General features: G+C 43.0%; 10 protein-coding genes. All 10 read left to right on the top strand.

The genetic code is table 11. The features are described from left to right. Window positions 1-386: 386 nt before the first annotated feature. The 10 genes from fabZ to V6W81_RS26265 all read left to right on the top strand — a co-directional run bounded on the left by fabZ (window position 387) and on the right by V6W81_RS26265 (window position 18,642). Window positions 387-818, top strand: coding sequence for a 3-hydroxyacyl-ACP dehydratase FabZ (gene fabZ / locus V6W81_RS26310; protein ID WP_128103780.1), 432 nt, complete (start codon window positions 387-389; stop codon window positions 816-818). Between the two features lie 146 nt (window positions 819-964). Continuing rightward, a complete protein-coding gene (locus V6W81_RS26305) occupies window positions 965-2,683 on the top strand; it encodes a phospho-sugar mutase (RefSeq protein ID WP_056693816.1) in 1,719 nt (572 codons plus the stop codon). A gap of 369 nt (window positions 2,684-3,052) precedes the next feature. Further along, window positions 3,053-5,074 carry a DUF5693 family protein gene (locus V6W81_RS26300; protein WP_338540837.1) on the top strand — a complete coding sequence of 674 codons (2,022 nt, stop codon included), beginning with the start codon at window positions 3,053-3,055 and terminating at the stop codon, window positions 5,072-5,074. Then, the gene (csaB, locus tag V6W81_RS26295) at window positions 5,050-6,240 is read left to right on the top strand and encodes a polysaccharide pyruvyl transferase CsaB (RefSeq protein WP_338540836.1); all 1,191 of its coding nucleotides are present in this window, start codon (window positions 5,050-5,052) and stop codon (window positions 6,238-6,240) included. Before V6W81_RS26300 ends, csaB begins: the two co-directional genes overlap by 25 nt. A 7-nt stretch (window positions 6,241-6,247) precedes the next feature. Beyond that, the gene (locus V6W81_RS26290) at window positions 6,248-7,006 is read left to right on the top strand and encodes a WecB/TagA/CpsF family glycosyltransferase (protein ID WP_338540835.1); all 759 of its coding nucleotides are present in this window, start codon (window positions 6,248-6,250) and stop codon (window positions 7,004-7,006) included. A 435-nt stretch (window positions 7,007-7,441) separates the two neighbouring features. Beyond that, window positions 7,442-8,569, top strand: a complete 1,128-nt coding sequence (locus V6W81_RS26285; protein ID WP_338540834.1) for a glycosyltransferase family 4 protein — start codon at window positions 7,442-7,444, stop codon at window positions 8,567-8,569. Window positions 8,570-8,732: 163 nt separating this feature from the next. Next, window positions 8,733-12,686: an S-layer homology domain-containing protein gene (locus V6W81_RS26280; RefSeq protein WP_338540833.1), complete on the top strand. Its 3,954-nt coding sequence runs from the start codon at window positions 8,733-8,735 to the stop codon at window positions 12,684-12,686. A gap of 202 nt (window positions 12,687-12,888) precedes the next feature. Beyond that, entirely contained in the window at window positions 12,889-13,230 is a 342-nt protein-coding gene (locus tag V6W81_RS26275; protein WP_128103774.1) for a hypothetical protein, read from the top strand. Window positions 13,231-13,746: 516 nt separating this feature from the next. After that, window positions 13,747-17,271 carry an Ig-like domain-containing protein gene (locus V6W81_RS26270; protein ID WP_338540832.1) on the top strand — a complete coding sequence of 1,175 codons (3,525 nt, stop codon included), beginning with the start codon at window positions 13,747-13,749 and terminating at the stop codon, window positions 17,269-17,271. A 129-nt stretch (window positions 17,272-17,400) separates the two neighbouring features. Then, window positions 17,401-18,642 (top strand): hypothetical protein, encoded by a 1,242-nt coding sequence (locus V6W81_RS26265; protein WP_338540831.1) that lies wholly within the window; start codon window positions 17,401-17,403, stop codon window positions 18,640-18,642. Window positions 18,643-18,741 lie beyond the last annotated feature (99 nt).

The following is an 18,741-nucleotide window of genomic DNA, read 5'->3' as shown; positions in this document are numbered from 1 at the left end:
CCTCCCCTGCGAATGATATGCATCATCGCCAAGAGAGACCCCTTATCTCAACCTTCACTACTGCAGTCATGAAGGATATTTCTAGTGTTAACCGAAAATGCGCTTTTTAAACAAATACAATAACGTTATTTTATATGAGATTTGATTTTATAATGGTCTGAACTTGCATTTAGCGTAACGTAGTGTAGGGAAAGGAATCGATTCTGAAGAAGCGAAAGCGTTCGCCTTTGTTTTCTAATTTTAACCTTTTAAAAAGAATATTCATATAAAATTAGAAAACAACAGCGATCGAAAGAACGATCCGCACCCGGAGCGTCACCAGAACGCACATGTCAGTCCATTATGGAACACCCCATATAAAATGCGACACGAAAGGAGAATACAACGTGCTCGATAGCAAACAGATTCAAGCGATCATTCCGCACCGTCCCCCATTCCTACTGGTGGATAAAATTGTAGAGATGGAGGAGGGCAAGCGTGCTGTTGGATTGAAGAATGTAACGATCAACGAACCGCACTTCCTAGGTCATTTTCCAGAGTATCCGGTAATGCCGGGTGTCTTGATTACAGAAGCGCTGGCTCAAGTTGGTGCAGTAGCTATGCTTAGCATCGAGAGCAATAAAGGCAAAATTGGATTTTTGGCGGGACTGGACAACTTCCGATTCCGTGGACAAGTTGTGCCTGGAGATACGCTGATGCTCGAAGTGGAGATCACTCGACTGAAGGGCTCGATCGGTAAAGGTAAAGCTACAGCTAGAGTGGAAGATAAAATTGTCGCTGAAGGCGAGATCATGTTTGCATTGTCTGACCCAAGCTAAGAGATAAGCTGAGTACATACGTGAGCATGTGGCACCTGAGAGAAGATGTTCGATCTGCTATGGCATATGAGAATCTGGAATCAAGGGCAACATGCTGATGGAGTCAGCAATTATTTTGAATGGACATAGAGGAAGGGGTTGCAGGAATGGAACAGTTAAGCGAAACAGCAGCATTGACGCTGCAGCAATGGTTGGAGGATGCTTCGATTGATGAAGCGACGAAACAGGAGCTTCGTGACTTGCAGGATCAGCCGAAAGAGCTGGAAGATCGTTTCTACCGTAATCTGGAGTTCGGTACGGGTGGATTGCGTGGTGTGATCGGCGCTGGAAGCAACCGGATGAACCGCTACACGGTAGGTCGTGCAACACAAGGATTCGCTCGGTATTTGTTGGAACAGCACGGTGACAAAGAAGGCAGACCTTCTGTTGTCATTGCGCATGATTCTCGTCACTATTCACCAGAGTTTACATTGGATGCTGCACTCGTTCTGGCAGGCAACGGCATCGTGGCGAAGCTGTTTACATCCTTGCGTCCTACGCCTCAGTTGTCCTTTAGCGTGCGTCATTTGCAAGCAACAGGCGGTATTGTGGTGACAGCGAGCCATAACCCTCCTGAATATAACGGATATAAAGTGTACAACCACCAAGGGGGTCAACTTGTGCCGCATGAAGCGGAGAAGGTGATTCAGTACATCCAGGAGGTTCCTTCTCTGGCCGATGTCAAAAAGCTGACTCAAGAAGAAGCCGAAGCCCAAGGGTTGCTCGTATGGCTTGGAGAAGAAGAAGATCAAGCATTCTTCGATACTGTAGCTAGTCAGAGCTTGAGTCGTGAACTGATCCAAGACGGTGTAGGACGTGATTTCAAAATCGTCTTCACGCCACTGCACGGAACAGGAAACGTGCCTGTACGTCGTGTATTGGAGCAGATCGGATTCGAACAACTTCACATCGTAGCAGAGCAAGAACAGCCAGATGCAGAGTTTTCCACAGTGAAGTCCCCTAACCCGGAAGAGCGCGAAGCATTTACGCTGGCGATGAAGCTGGGCGAAGCGGTTGGTGCAGACATTTTGATCGGTACAGACCCAGATGCAGACCGTATGGGTGCCGTGGTAAAAGACAACGATGGCAAATATTTCGTCTTGTCCGGTAACCAGTCCGGTGCCATTATGGTTCATTATGTATTAAGCCGTCTGCAAGAGACAGGTAAGCTACCAAGCAATGGTGCAGTAATCAAAACGATTGTAACGAGCGAATTGGGCGCAGTTATCGCTGAGCACTATGGTGCCGAAGTGATGAACACCCTGACAGGCTTCAAATATATCGGTGAAAAAATGGATCAATTCGAAGAAAGCGGCAGCCATACGTTCTTGTTCGGATATGAAGAGAGCTATGGTTACCTGGCAGGTAACTATGCACGCGATAAGGATGCCATCCTTGCTTCCATGTTAATCGCTGAGGCAGCTGCATATTACAAGAGCCAAGGTAAAACGTTGTACGATGTACTGCAAGAGCTGTATCGCCAGTTCGGAACGTTCTTGGAGAAGCTGGAGTCCCGTACACTGAAAGGTAAAGATGGAGTCGCTCAGATTCAAGCTAAAATGACAGACTGGCGCTCCAATCCGCCACAAGAAGTAGCGGGAATCGCAGTACAAGACGTACTAGACTACTCGCTTGGCTTAGATGGCTTGCCAAAAGAAAATGTACTCAAGTTCATTTTGGCGGACGGATCATGGTTCTGCCTGCGTCCATCAGGAACTGAGCCTAAGATCAAAATTTACTTTGCCGTACGTGGTGAGAGCACAGACGATGCTCAAAGCCGTATCGAGCGTTTGTCTAACGCAGTAATGACGCGTGTAGACGCGTAATTCAGTTACAGGTTTTAAAGGATGTAGCTTGAACATGAGAAAGCCTCTCCGCACCGAAAGGTTGGTTGGCGGAGGGGCTTTTATGTTAGAGTGAAGAGTTAAACTTAACGTTTACATGAGAACGGAGAGGACAGAAATAACATGAAGAAGCGAAGCGTTCGCCTGAAAGCTTTCTGTAAGAAAGCTACATCGGAAGCATAAGCTATCCCCGGATTTTCCCTTTAGATGAAGTTCAAAAAAATGTGGGGATAACAGCGATCGGAAGGTTATTCTGTCAACGGAGTGGATATTGTAAAAGTGGAATGAATGATGGAATTACTTGAGCTGAACGTGGATTTTGGTTCCAACACTTGAGGAGGTACACGTATAGTGCGTCAAAAATGGCTTTATTGGAATACCGCTTCCCGGAAGTGGCTGTGGCTTGTTGTCATCATTGGATTGGTAGCCTCCATTCCAGTGATTAGTGATCGAGTGCAGACAGAGTCTTCTGCCAAGAAGGTAGAACTGGTCTTCAATTATCGGGGTCTGCTGGATATCTCAGCATATCAGGCCCATCCGCAAGATTTTATGAATGAACAATTAACACGTCTAAAAGATGCTGGCGTAACGACCATGGCGGTGTTCGAAAGTACACTGGATGAGTTGAGAAAGACACGCCGTATTATGGTATATAACGGTCAGGATCTCGCGAATCTGACGAAGAATGTGATTCCTTCGAATGAGAACTACACCTATGTGTTGTTCACCAATGAAGCGAATGCACAGACATATGCCCCTATTATTGAACAAACGTTCGCTGACCGCCAGATTCCTGTGGTTGCATGGGAATACGAAGGCCGTAGCGGCTTAATATTGCAGACTCCGCCGGAGAATGCCAACATGCAGCCATTGCAGCCTGACCCGGTTGCTGTGAAAATGCTGCGTGATCACGGCTTCCACATCTTGCCGCGGATCTCAGATAGCGTACCTTACAACCAAGCCTCCATGGAGCGATTGCTGTCGTTCTTCAAAGAGAATGGCGTTACGCGCATCTTGTTTGATGGTGATGCTGTGAAAGGGTACAATGATAATGCGGAGATGAAGAGTATTGATCAATTCGCTCAATTGCTCAATAAATACGATATCGGACTCGCAGCGATTGAGAATCTGAAGAAGCCACAATCAGGCTTCCAGACACTCGCTTACAAGATTGATTATAATGTTGCACGCCTATATTCCCTGAGTGATGCCGATGCCAATCTGGACGTAGATACCATTGCAGACCGTTTCGTATTGGCTACGAAAGACCGTAACATTCGCATGCTCTACATGAATGCTTCGCCAAGTCGGAATACGTCCAAAGCCATGATTACAGATCCAATCGAGAATCTAATCAACAGTCTGGGCGAACCAGGTCATGCGGTTGAACGTATGGGTAAATTCGGATTCGAGTTAGGACAAGCTGAAGCATTCACGGTGAAGGATTCGTCCATTCAGCGTTATGCCAAACTGGTTGCTCTAATTGGTGCGATTGCCTTGATTACGCTCATGGTATCGTACTTTGTACCACTGCTAACTCTGCTTGTTTTCGCGCTAAGCTTAGTGGGAAGTGCCGGATTGTTCTTGCTGAAACCGACACTGCTTGAGCAAGGGATCGCCTTGCTAGTAGCCATTGCGGCACCGACGATTGCCATGGTGCTTGCCGTTCGCACGGTGAACTACCAACAGCAACGTCAGCCAGATGCGTCAGCAGGTCGTCGTTTAGGTCAGACCATCATTCTATATGTAAGAACATCGATTCTTTCATTTATGGCAGTGCCGTTTGTTATCGCTTTGCTGAACAGCATTACGTACAGTCTGGTCATTAACCAGTTCCGAGGCGTAAGTCTGTTGCACTTTGCACCCATTGCGCTGGTCGCAATTTATGTAGTGTTCTATCGGGGTTCGGGCAGCTTCTCGATTAAGAAAATCAAAGAAATGCTGCGCATGCCAATTAACGTATTAATGGTTGTGCTCGCAGTCATTGCTGCAGCTGCAGGTTATTATTATTTGACGCGGACAGGCAATTCAGGCTCAGTTACACCACTTGAAATGTTCCTGCGTACAGCGCTTGAAGATACGTTCGGCGTTCGTCCAAGATTCAAAGAGTTCATGGGAGGGCACCCACTGTTCATCGTTGGTGTGTTCGCTGCATTGAAATATCGTAAATTCGTTTTTGTTCTTATTCTTGCAACGATTGGACAGTTGTCCATGGTTGATACGTTTGCGCATATCCACACACCAGCTGTGTTGTCCCTCATTCGTGGTGTGATGGGATTGGGACTTGGCTTAATCTTCGGGATCATTGCTGTGGGTGTGTGGCAAGTCGCGGAAGGATGTTGGAAAAAATGGTCACCACTTCTAAAAAAATAGTCATCTCAGGATATTACGGTTTCCGTAACAGCGGAGACGAAGCGGTGCTGAAGTCAATTCTGACAGCACTGGAAGAGGAGAGCCGCAAGTCGGGGATCACCATTGAACCCATTGTGCTCTCCGGTGATCCAGAATCGACCACTGCAATGTATGGTGTTCGTTCTGTTCATCGCATGAAATTCAAGGAAGTTCGAGAAGCCATCAAGGAAAGTGACGGGTTAATTAGCGGTGGTGGTAGCCTGCTGCAGGATGCAACAGGGTTGAAGTCCATCCCGTATTACCTCGGTGTTATTAAGCTTGCCCAGTGGTTGAAGAAACCAACGTTTATATATGCACAAGGGATTGGCCCGGTGAACCGGAAGATTTTTAATCCGATGATCCGTTCCGTTTTCAAAGCCTGTAAATATGTATCGGTTCGTGATGAGCAATCTGCCGAGCTGCTTCGTCAGCTAGGATTGCAGTGGAATCAGATTCACGTTGTACCTGATCCGGTGATGGGATTGCCATTGCCGGAGAATGGAGCGACAGAGAAGTCTGTTGTGGAGGGATCGGGTGAGAAGCCTTCGGTGAACGAGGGCTCTCCAGGTCATAACACTTCCTCGGGGAATACGAAACTTCCCGTTATCGGGATTTCAGTTCGTTTCTGGGAATCGGATCGCAAAGAGCTTACAGCTATTGCAGCTGGATTGAAGAAGCTCTGTGTGCACAAAGCAGTTCATTTGCGATTCATGCCATTCCATCTGCCTAAAGATGATGAGGCATCACGATTCGTGATGGAATTGATGGGCGATGTGAGTAGTAAAGGGAGCGAGGTCAGCATAACGGACAATCTGACCGATCCACAGCTCATGCTGCAAGAGGTAAGTCAGTGTGATATCGTCATTGGGATGCGACTGCACAGTCTGATCTATGCGGCTTCGCAATATGTACCGCCAGTGGGAATCTCCTACGATCCGAAGATCGATCAGTTCATGCTTCGCCTGGACAGCGATCCTGTAGGGAGCACAAGTACGCTTGACGCAGATCAACTAGCCAAGCATGTATCGAAACTTCTCGATCAGCGGTCACAATGGCTGAAGGAGCATGAGGAACTAATTACGGAATTGAAGCAGGAGGCCAGAGTGCCTGCTCAGCAGATTATTAACTATTTAGGCCGCAAAGGGTGAGAAGATAATGAGTCAGATCGGCACTATACCTACCGTTTCCATCTACGGTATTCCTTTTTCCAAATTGCCGATGAGCGAGACGGTAGAAGTTCTAAGGGAAGCGGTGCTGTCGAAGCAACCGCATCACGTCATTACAGCCAATCCAATTATGGTTATGGCGGCAATGGAAGATCCAGCAATCATGCGCGTTATGCAATCGGCTGAGATGGTTGTCCCTGACGGTACAGGCGTTGTATGGGCTGCGAATTATTGCGGAGATCCTGTAGCTGAGCGTGTTCCCGGATATGAACTTTTACATGAATTGCTGCGCGTTGGAGAAAACTATCGTTGGGGTGTATATTTACTCGGTTCTACACCTGAGGTGATTCAAGAAACGGCAGTTCGGTTACAACAGCAGTATCCGGCGATTCGTATTGTAGGTTATCGTGACGGCTTCTTCGGTTCGGATGAAGATGATCAAGTCGTGGCTGCAATTCGTGAAACTGCTCCGGATCTATTGTTTGTTGCGCGGGGTGCAGATACGCAAGACCCTTGGATTAACAAGTTCAAGGATACGCTCCAGGTTCCGGTGATGATGGGTGTTGGAGGAAGCTTCGATGTCATCTCAGGCAAAACGAAACGTGCGCCGAAACTGTTCCAGAAGTTAAGACTGGAATGGTTCTATCGCTTGCTTCGCGAGCCAAGTCGGGCTGGTCGAATGCTTGCGCTCCCGAAATTTGCACTTAAAGTCATAACGGACAAAGAAAACGTGACAAAAGCCCAATAAATATAGGCTAATACGAGAAAAATGCGTGTTTTTGCTAAAAATTGAGGTTGGCGTTTCGTTGGGGTTCAGCGTATAATTCGTTCTGGATTACATGTGTGCCACTGAAATGAGTAAAACGTTACACTTACCACTACAAGATCAAGGCAACCTTTCGATCGCCGTTATCCCCAGATTTCTTTTATTGCCCTTATATAAGGGAGAAATCCGGTGATAAATGCGAACGTTGCACTTCTCCAGGTTTTCCTTGCTCTTTCCGTTACCGTGTAACAGATAATCATCATTAAACATGTCTAACAAGTAATTTTATATATAGAAAAGAGGATTCAGGAGTTCGCTTATTAGGAATGTGAACTTTGTTGAATGAACAAACCTCAAAACAGAGATCAGGGGATTTAACATTATGCACGGCATTATAATTGGGGGTCGAATGTTCAAATGGTAGCGATCTTTATCATTGGATTTATCGTGTCAATGGGACTGGCTCTTGCCCTGACACCGCTTGTCAAAAAGTTCGCAGTACGTATTGGCGCGATGGATACGCCGAATGCACGTAAAGTGCACACTCGGATTATGCCACGTCTAGGTGGTCTCGGAATTTTCCTAGCTTTTGTTATTACAGTTGCAGCTTTGTTGCCTTTTGTGTCGGCATGGTTTACAACAAGAGATATGAGTTTTGTTAGTGCATTTCTGATCGGTGGTTCCATTATTGTACTGATTGGTGCACTGGATGATCGATTTGAATTGTCAGCCAAAGTGAAGCTGCTTGGACAGATTGTTGCTGCTTCGGTAGTTGTATTTGGCTTCAATATTCGCGTAGACTTCGTCAACATCCCATTTCAGGATGCGTATTCTTCACTGGAGGCTTGGGTAGCGATTCCGCTGACCATCTTCTGGATTGTTGGGGTAACGAATGCGATTAACCTGATTGATGGCTTAGACGGTCTGGCAGCCGGTGTATCCGGTATTGCGATTGGTACAATCGCCGTGATGTCCTTCTTGATGGGGAACATGATGATTGCCTTGTTGTGTCTTGTGTTGCTCGGAAGTATTATTGGATTCTTGTTCTTCAATTTCCATCCGGCGAAGATCTTCATGGGAGATACCGGGTCACTATTCCTTGGGTTCTCACTGGCGATGCTGTCTATGCTCGGATTCAAGCAAATTGCAGTCGTGTCCTTTATTACACCGCTGATCATCATCGGTGTGCCGCTCTCGGATACCTTCTTCGCGATCATTCGTCGTGCGGTACAACGGAAGCCGATTTTCTCACCGGACAAAGGCCACTTGCATCACTGCCTGCGTGAGCTTGGATTCAGCCACCGCCAGACGGTGCTAATCATCTACGGTATTGCTGCATTCTTCGGTGTGCTGGCGATTATCCAATCGTCTGCTGCCATGTTCGAAGCCAACTGGGTAACGTTCGTCGTGATCTGTATCATGATGTTCTTCCTACAAGTTGGAGCAGAGGTCATTGGTCTAGTCAGCAAAACCAGAAGACCGGTTATTAATTTCCTGATGCGCATGCGCGTCAAACTAAGTCCAGAGACTCGCTCGAAATCATAACATAATAAACGATATGCCTAACGCAATATATACCATTTTTCTGCCCCAAGCCTTATCCCTAGTGGATAAGGTTTTTTGTTTTTTTTGCTGTTTTTACTAAATAATTGGAACCTTCTGTCCGATATATAACTCTAACTGACTTAAAAGAAGGAGAGATGATGGAATGCAGCGTATGAAGAAGCCGATGATTTGGCTGATGATGGTGGCACTGGTTGTATCACTAATACCAGCAGGTTTAGCACCCGTCGCATCGGCGGCAGGACAGACGAGTTATTTTACTCCAGATAACACGACCCTTAAGGATACAGTAGGTTTGCTGTTAGATGCAGCAGACAATAATGTTAATAAGTTGACTCGTGAGAGAGCATATCGAGTAACGAATAAAGAAGAGGCGGTATCAGGTACATTTGTCAATGTATCGGGATCAACTCTCGCAGTTAACGTACAACAATTGAATCTGGATGGCGGTAAATGGGTGGAGAGCACAACACGTGTAGCTCCAGGCTTCATTACGGCTGATCCGGAAAGTCCAGACAATCGTTTTAACGCAACATTGACCCTTTTCCCAGGGATGAATAAGGTTACATTTACAGGTTCTCAAGGACCAAGTGAACGTTCAGAAACCTTCTTTATTTTGTTTGACCAAGTGCCTTACATTCAAGATGTGCAGATTATGGGTGGATCTTCTAACTTGAACTTGAACGATGGCTCCAAAGTGGTTGTAAATGCCAAAGCGGTAACCATTCAAGGACAAGCAATGAACGCTTCTAAAGTAACAGTTTCCATTAACAATGGTGAAGCTTTGCCGACGTCTTTGATGGACGATGGTTCATTCTTCACACCACAGATGCAATTGAGCCCAGGGGATAACCAGATTAAATTGGTTGTTCTGAATGGGTTAGATACACGTACATTCACGTATTCACTTCTGTATTATGATGTAGACAATCCGATTGTAGAGCTTAGCCTTATTGGTGGAAGTTCGACTCAAAGCTTGCTCGGACCACGTCCATCCTATACAGGAGATAAGGACAGCGCACAAATTAAAGTAAAAGTGCTCATCCCTGAAGAGGATCGGAAATCGTTCCTTGAAACGGCCGCTGTAACAATTAGACCGATTGTGGAAAACGTTACTACAACACCAGCGACAGTAAATCTATCTTCAACGGGTTCTGAAATTTATATTCCTAGTACAGGTACCAATACACCTGCGTACTACTTGGCAGAGTTCATGATTGATCCACTGGCATTAGGAGAGGATACTCCCAATAATCCAGTGGAAGAACAAGAGCATCTCCTTTCCATTCAGTATGGAACGAAGAGAATCGCCAAAACAATTGAGTTTCTATATCAACCTGGCCAAGTAGCGATTACTGCTCTGCAATATCTCAAAGGCTATGATGGTGGAACAACGATCCCTACAGGTCAGCCACTGAATGGTGCTTCTGTAGAGACAGATGAGTTTTATATCGCAGTAGAAACAACAGCTACAGTCGCACATAGTGCAACTAACAAAATTGTGGCTAAATACTTGCCTTTGGGCACAAGTGATATTGAAATCGAATATGTTAGAACTGTACCTGTACCTACAGGAAGTACTGCAAACCCGAAATATATTTATAAAATTAAGGGATTCAAAAATGGTACACAATCCGTAAGGTTTAACTACGAAATAAACGGTGTTACATCTAAGTCCTATAAAGATGCAACGATCTCGTTTGCGTCGAAGAATTACATCTATATCGAGAACTTGAATGATGGCGAAACCTATGATGTGAATTCGAATGAACTTGAGCCGTTCAAAGTGTCAGGACAGTTGGTTGGATTCGGGAATACATTGAATAGTAACTATTTGGTGTTTGATGTGTTTGCCAACGGAACGAAATATTACACTTATGCTGATTCTGCTGCTTCCAATGGTTTGACGTTTGATAAAACAACAGGAACATTCAGCTTCGAACTTGATATTGATGGTGAGAAGGGACCATTGTTCTTTGGTGAGAACCGACTTGTGCTTACAGCAACGGGGACGGATGGAGCCAACCAGACAAGTGAAATTAAGAAAGAAGTACGTTTCTACATTAACGATAATAACGTATCTACAGTGAAGAATTTCCAACCAGCATTGGTTAGGGGTAGACAAGATCTTCCTACAAACTACAATTCGGATGATACGATTATCAAAAATCTCTTCAACCTAGCACCGGAATTTACGTTCAAGGACAACGTTTATACAACAAGCCAGAAGACGTTTGATATTGCTATTCGGGGTGCTGGTGCAGAACGAATTAATTTGAATATGGGTACAAAAACAATCTTTACACTCAAAGTACCTCAAAATAATCAAAGTCAAACTGTAACATGGGAGACACCAGATTTCTCAGCAGACTTCACGAAGAACCCGCCTTACGTTGTGGATCGCGTAGGTTCACAGGATGAATTCGTAGTACGTCTACGGGATCTTCCGTTAGAAACACCAGGGACGTATATCTATACACTGGAGTTAATCAACAAAACAGGGGCAAAAACGTCCCAAAAATTAGAGATTGTGAGAGAGTCAACAGGATACCGTCTGTTGTCACCACAACCAACTTCAGGGGATCAAATCGTAGTTAACAAAAACTTTGTGCATATTGATATTGAAGCTGAAGGTGCAACACAAGTTTTAATTGGTAAAGAACCTGCGGTGCGTCGTACAGACATTGGCCCAGATCGCTTTATGTTTGATTTTGTGGGGTTGAAGCAAGACAAATCTACAGCAATCAAAATCACAATTGAACGCCCTGGCGCGAATATGACAGATACAATTAATGTGTTCTACACAGGTACGGTTGGCGTAGATTCACAATTCATGGCACCGAAAGTAGCTACGAAGTACACAGTGTTCAACAAACAGCTGCAACTGAACTTTCCAAAAGGCACAGTCATGCAGAGTACAGATACGAAAGGTATCGCGAAATATTATCCAGATACGAAACTGTTATTCGGTATAGCTGATCCTGTACGCGGTGTTGTTGAGCGTCGTAACGATTACGGTAACGTTATTGGCTTTATCAATACAGGGGAAGAAAGTGGACTGCCAACATGGCAGATTCAAGATGAGTATTACACTAGATTTGGTTCTACTGCTTCTTCCTCTAACTTCAGTCCGATCTCTGAAGTGTATTGGATTAGTGGAGGATTAGGTGAGAGTGGTGACCGAGGAACACAGGATTACAAAATGCCTACGAATGGTCTGCCGCCATACGGTAGTGAAATGTTGTTCGGTGATCCGAACATTCCGTCGGAACGTAAAGTGAAGCCCTCACAACGTGGAACACTTACGCTTTCCTATGATCCGAATGTTGTAGATGAAGCGGGATCAACAATTACCGTATTCCGTTACAATTCCAAACGTGAATGGCAAAATATCGGTGGTGAGGTAGATACCAAAGCGCACACCATTAAAGTTCCATTTGATGAGTTTGGATACTACAAAGTCATGAAGCTGAAACGTAGCTATAATGACATTGTTAACCACAACTGGGCAAGAAATGTATTGAATGGTCTATACTCCAAAGGCTTCATGAATAACCTGCGCTTTGAGCAATTTGGTACAGATGATCGTACATCTCGTGGTGAGTTCGCGACGTTGCTCGTCAAAGGACTTAATCTGCCGATCAACTCAGACGATAACAACACGTTTACCGATCTGAGACCGGGTACAAGCTCTACAACATGGGATTATGATAGCATTGAAACTGCAGCCAGAGCAGGGATACTGACAGGACTGAGCAACGGTGTCGCTGGGGCGGATCGTCCGCTTACACGTGAACAGGCAGCTGTTATGATTGCCCGTGCATTGCAACTGAAGCTGGCAACGAACGATGCCAAACTTGAGGCAGCCGTAGCCAAAGCATTTGTTGACTCAGGCAGCATGGAGAAATATGCACTTCCAGCAATTCAAGCGGTATCCAAAGCTAAGATTATGGAAGGATCGGATGTTACTGTTGCAGGTCAAGCTAAGCCTCAGAAGGCATTTAACCCGAAAGGGAACTTGACTCGTGCAGAAGCTGGTAAAATTGCTGTGGAATTGCTGAAGAAGAGTACGAAAGTATTCCCTAAAAACTTGAGTTAATCTAACAAAGATATTGATGCATTTAGGAAGGACCTGTCCCTTACACTAAGGGCAGGTCCTTTCCTGACTGTTCATCATTCTGTAAAGAACACTTTTATAATAGAAGAAACTGAATTTTTACCAATAACTAATTTTGTAATTTGCTAGAGTTTAAGATACAATAACGGTAAATACACAATGATCTAGAGGGTGAAGTTAGCTAATGAAACCGATTTATTCAAAAGCTCAGTTGGGCTACATGAAGGCAAAGACACAGTTCGAGAAGCAGGCAGTCATTCTGGAGAAAAAGTTGGAAGATACACGTAAGACACAAGAGATCTCTCAGGAAGTCATGGAAGGACTTGTACAGTCTACTGGATTCCATGATGCATACAATAATTTGGTCTTGGCTGAGAATGAACTAATTGAATGGTCTCATACAACAATGAAGCATGAGAAAACATACCGTGAGAACAGACTTCCGATCGACGATATGTATCTGAGATTGAATAGTGATCCACAAATGCGTGCCCAAATTATTGAACTTGCGATGAAAATTCGCTAACCAATATAGCCAAGAATACGCAAAAGCATCCTTTCGAGGGTGCTTTTTTTATTTTTAAATTCGAGAAAATTGTCGGTTCAAGGATAAAAACGGAGGGTATATTTAAACGTTGGCATTCAAGTGGAAACAAATCCTAATGGCTGGAAAAGCTGTTGTATCAATGGTTTGCGGAGGTTTTGAATTCCTAGAAGACCCGCACAGTAACAGTACATAAATAAATTCAAAACTTTTTTTGTGGAATCCGCAACTTTTCAGAATCTACTGCGTTTAAGATGTAGAGTCAAAAACATTGGGGAACTTACCAAGAATGACCTTGTGAAGAATCTTGTCTATTTATTAGAAAAAATTGCTTTACGACTCGCAAGACCCATTGTATAATACGTAGGTAGGATTAGGAAACTACTCTATTTTCGTATGATTCTGCTTTACGAACTAGTTTACAAGTTTCTGTGATAAGCTCACAGACATCATTTATATTAACTTGCTCAGAACTCTGGAAAGGGGGTGCAACAATATATGAGAAATAAGAGCAACCCTATTAAAGAAAATTCCAATGTTATGAACACCCAAGGAGGAGAAAAAAAGGTTATGAAGAAAATTTTATCCGTCGCTTTGTCTACAGCAATGGCATTCTCGATGTTTGCATCTGTAGCATTCGGTGATACTGCAGTTTCACCACAACAAAAGTTTGATGCATTGAAAGCAAAAGGTATCTTCAATGGTTATCCAGATGGTACAGCAGGTCTTGAAAAAGACATGACTCGCGCTGAGTTCGCTAAAGTCATCACTAAATTGCTTGGCCTGAAAGAAATCACTGGTCAATTGTCTTACACTGACCAAAACTACACAGCTAAGAACTGGGCTGTACCTTACATTGAAGCAGTAACTGCTGCAGGTATCATGGAAGGTAAAAACGTTGAGAAGAAAATCTTCGACTTCAACGGCAAAGTGACTGTGTCCGAGATGGCTACAATCCTTACTCGTGCACTTGATCTTGAAATCCCTGCTGAAACTAACAACAGTGCTCCAGCATGGGCTAAAGGTTACGTTCAAGCAGCAATCAACGCTGGATTCTTGGATGCTAACGCTAACTTCACAGGTAACGCTTCCCGTGAATTGCTCGTAGGCGCTGCTTACGTAATTGACGAAGCTCAAAACCTGAAAGTATCTTCTTACGAAGTATCTGAAGCTGGTAAAGTTGTAACGTTCACAATGAGCGACGGCCAAACAGTTAAAGTAACTTTGGATAAAGCTCTTGTAGCTAACACTGATACTGAAGTTTCCTTCAAGTATAACGATCGTGATTTCAAACATACAGTTAACTGGAAAGTAGAAGCTGCTACTAAAGTACAATCCGCTTCTTCTGTTAACTTGAAAGAAGTAAACGTTGAATTTGACGGTAAAGTAGATAAAGCTACTGCAACTGACAAAAACAACTACACTGTGGATAGCAATTCCAAAGGAATCAAATCCATCACTTTGTTGGAAGATGGCAAAACAGCTCGCCTGTTGTTGAACGAATCCAGCAAATTCACGCAAGGTACTACTTACAAAGTAGCTGTTAAGAACGTTAAATCTTCTACTGGTACAGTATTGCCACAAGGTGAAGTTTCCTTCACATCTGCTGACAACACTTTGCCTACAGTAACTGAAGTTAAAGCTCTTGGAACTAAAGTTATTAAAGTAACTTTCTCCGAGCCAATCGTTGCTCCAACAAGCAGTAACTTCCAATTGGATGACAAAGCATTTGTTGGTTCTGTAACTTTGGGTGCTAACCAACGTGAAGTAATCCTGCGTGACTACACAGGAACAATCTCTGAAGGAGCTCACAAACTGACAACTTCTTTGGTTGAAGACTTCGCAGGTTTGAAATCTTTGGCTGCAACAACTGACTTCACAGTAGCTGTGGACACTGAGGGTCCTAAAGTGACTGAAATCTCTGCTACATTGGAGAAAGTAACTGTTACTTTCGATGAAGAAATCGATCCAGCTTCTGTAACTAACAACAGTTTCTACTGGAAATCAGGTTCTTCTAACAAAACAGGTACAGTAACACAACTTTCATCTAATGTCTTTGAAGTAGTATTTAATTCCGACAACCGCCTTCCAGGATACGAGTCCACTTTGTTTGTAGAAGTGAAAGACTATTCTGGTAATGCAAATGCTGTGAAAGAACACAAAATCAACGCTAGCGTTGACTTGGTTCGCCCACAAGTAGTTGAAACTACATTCGGAGATCGTGCGAACACTTTGACTGTGCGTTTTGACAAAGCTGTAGACGCAGCTGATAAAAAATACTTCACAGTGAAAAAAGGCGATGATGTAATCCCTGTAAACACTGTAGTAGCAGCTGATTCTTCTAACAAAATTTTCCATGTTACTTTCTTCAAAAACCCGCTGACTACTGGAACTTATAGCTTGAAAGTAGCAGATGTGCAAGATACTACTGCATTGAGAAATACTCTGGTTGAGTACAATGGTACATTTGTAGCGAATGATACTAGAAATCCTTCGATTACATCAACGGATTATAACCAAGCCAACCATAAACTTACACTGAACTTTGGAAGAGAAATGGATCTGTCCACTCTTAATGTAAAAGGTAACTACTACATTACCTTTACTAAAGACGGTGGCACTGCACAAAATATCTCTTTGCCAAATGAAGTTACTGTAAATGCAGTTAACGGTGGTAAATCAGTAGTACTTCAATTCCCTGAGTTCATCGACGGAACAAGAGTTGTATTTGGTAAAAATGCATCAGTTTCCGCAGTATGGGCAACAGGTTTGAAATCTAAAACTGGTCAAGTTGTAGCATTGCACAACACTGAATTGGATGATGCTGCTACTAACCAACTGAAATGGATTAGCTCCGTACAAAAAGATGCTAAAACATTTGAACTTACATTTAACCAAGTAGTTGCTAATGCAAATGCTAGTGATTTCTTGATCAATGGTAAGTATCCTACTTCTGTTACAGTAGATGAGAATAAAGTAACTTTGAAATCTGCTGATAACTTGACTGGTGCTGACATTACATTGTTCGCAAACAACTCAATTGAGACTTATTCAAATGGAAAACTGAATTTGTCTGTAAATGCAGTAATGCCTGCAAACAATACAGTTGCACCTAGAATTACTGGTGTAAGCACAGCTCGTACTGCTGCTCGTACTTTCAACATCACATTCTCTACTGATGTTAAAGAACTTGGTGTTGATCAACTGGAAAATGACTTTATTATCAATGATCTTTCCGCTGAGAACACTCCAAAAATCCCAGCTAGTAAGTATACAGCTGCTGTTGTGAATGATGCTGATGGTAATCCAAGAATCGTTCAAATCACTTTGGATCCAGAATTTGACAACGCTCCTGTGAACGTAGCAGTTCGTGATAAAGCGGAGTACCTGGTTTCTGTAAATAACAACATTGCTGCTGAAAAATCTAGCACATACAATGTTGCTCCAGTTTCCGGAAACACTTCAGCTATTAAAGCAGTATCCACTACTGTTAGTAATGCTGTTGTAGCTAAAAAAGCAATTGCTACAGGTACAGTTGGTCAAGTTACTTTGACAGCAGAAGAAGAAGGATCTGACCTGAACACAACAGAAGTAGATATCGTTGTTGACAATACTGCTACACAGTTGGATTTTGATGCTACTACAGGAGTAATTACTGTTCCTGACACTACTACAGTTGATCAATTGACAAGATTTGTTAACATCTATGTTGATGGTTTCAATGCTTCAGCAGTAGTTGCTACAACTGCGACTGTTGTTAATGATACACTTACATTTACTGGTGGTTTAGATGCGGATGCTGGCAAAGTAACAATCAACTTGAATGAAGCTGTAACTGGTCTTGCTAACAATAATAAAGTGAAAATTGGTGGCGTTGATTATACTGGTACAGTCGTAGCTGCAGGTAAAGCTATCGAAGTTCAACTTAATGCTAATGACGATGCAGTAGGTAAAATGTTTGAAGCAACAGTTGAGTTTGGTACTGGACTCACAAACAACGTGAAAGTTGTTATTTCTAAATAATCATACTCTTTAAAACCAGAGAACTTTGTTCTCTGGTTTTTTTGTGTCTAAAATCAACGAAATTGTAACTTTCTCGCTTTTCCAGCGTTTAATCTATAAATGAATAAGTGAATTACGGGAGGGTTGAAAGTGGATCATAAAAAAGTCATGATATTTTTGTTGTCAAGTATGTTGTTTATAAGTTCAAGCGGTAGTATTACCGCAGGAGAAAGTTCTGAGAAAATTAAAGCTAAATTAGAGAATATTGATTACGGGGATATAACTCTCAAGGATTCTGCAAAAGTAAAACCTTCTTTTAACTTACAAGAAGTCTCTTCTAATGAAACCAAGCAAAATTTTTATGATGAGAGAATCCCTAAAGTAAATCTTGAGAGTGGAGCTGTAATTTCCCAAAAGAATAAACAGATCGAAATTCCTTTTACACAACCACTGGATAGTACCGACGAAGCACTGTACTCACATGATCTAGTGATCAAGCAATTAGGACTGGCAAACACGCCAACTTTGATTCCAGTGATGGAATACACAACGAGGGTCGAAGGCAATCAGATTATCATAACTTTCTTAGTCGATTACACAGATGAGTACTCAGTACAAGTAAAGGATCCGTACTTTATTCGTTCCAATGGAAATCTTGCAACCCCATCCGACGTTTACATTACAACAAAAAATGCCCCAGTTAATGTGGATTCTCCTAAAGTTAGTCTTGAAAGTGGAACGGTAATTCCACAAATAAATAAGGAAATCGAAATTCCATTTACACAACCATTGGATAGTACCAACGAAGCATTGTACGCACACGATCTAGTGATTAAGCAATTAGGACTGACAAATACGCCAACTTTAATTCCCATGATGGATTACACAACGAGAGTTGAAGGAAACAAGATTATTGTAACTTTCTTGGTCAATTACACAGATGTATTCTCAGTACAAGTGAAAGATCCACACTTTATTCGTTCTAATGGTAATCTAGCGTCACCATCCGAGGTTTATATCACAACGAGTAACACTCCAGTTACTATAGAATCTCCAAAAGTCAGTCTTGAAAGTGGAACCAGAATTACGCAATCGAATAAGGAAATCGAAATTCCATTTAAACAACCACTAGATAGTACCGACGAAGCACTGTACGCACATGATCTAGTGATCAAGCAATTAGGACTGATAAACACTCCAACTTTGATCCCAATGGTAGAGTACACAACGAGAGTTGAAGGGAACAAGATTATCGTAACTTTCCTAGTAGACTACACAGATGAATATGCTGTACAAGTGAGAGATGCACTTTTTATCCGTTCTAATGGAATACCAGCAATACAGTCAGAGTTTTACACGACAACTAAAAATGATCAATTAATAGTAGATTAGAGTACCTACCATATTCTCACTGCAAAAACCAACAACATCGTAACTTTCTTGCCTTCCTAAACGTTTATACTATAAAGCAACAAGCAACTTATGGGAGGT

The organism is Paenibacillus tundrae (assembly GCF_036884255.1).
Taxonomy (GTDB): Bacteria; Bacillota; Bacilli; order Paenibacillales; family Paenibacillaceae; genus Paenibacillus.
This window is presented reverse-complemented; position numbering and strand designations above follow the sequence as displayed.

Coding starts and splice junctions, on each gene's coding strand:
- V6W81_RS26275 (WP_128103774.1), top strand. CDS start 12,889: ATGAAACCGATTTATTCAAAAGCTCAGTTGGGCTACATGAAGGCAAAG.
- V6W81_RS26285 (WP_338540834.1), top strand. CDS start 7,442: ATGGTAGCGATCTTTATCATTGGATTTATCGTGTCAATGGGACTGGCT.
- V6W81_RS26270 (WP_338540832.1), top strand. CDS start 13,747: ATGAGAAATAAGAGCAACCCTATTAAAGAAAATTCCAATGTTATGAAC.
- V6W81_RS26290 (WP_338540835.1), top strand. CDS start 6,248: ATGAGTCAGATCGGCACTATACCTACCGTTTCCATCTACGGTATTCCT.
- csaB (WP_338540836.1), top strand. CDS start 5,050: ATGGTCACCACTTCTAAAAAAATAGTCATCTCAGGATATTACGGTTTC.
- V6W81_RS26305 (WP_056693816.1), top strand. CDS start 965: ATGGAACAGTTAAGCGAAACAGCAGCATTGACGCTGCAGCAATGGTTG.
- V6W81_RS26280 (WP_338540833.1), top strand. CDS start 8,733: ATGCAGCGTATGAAGAAGCCGATGATTTGGCTGATGATGGTGGCACTG.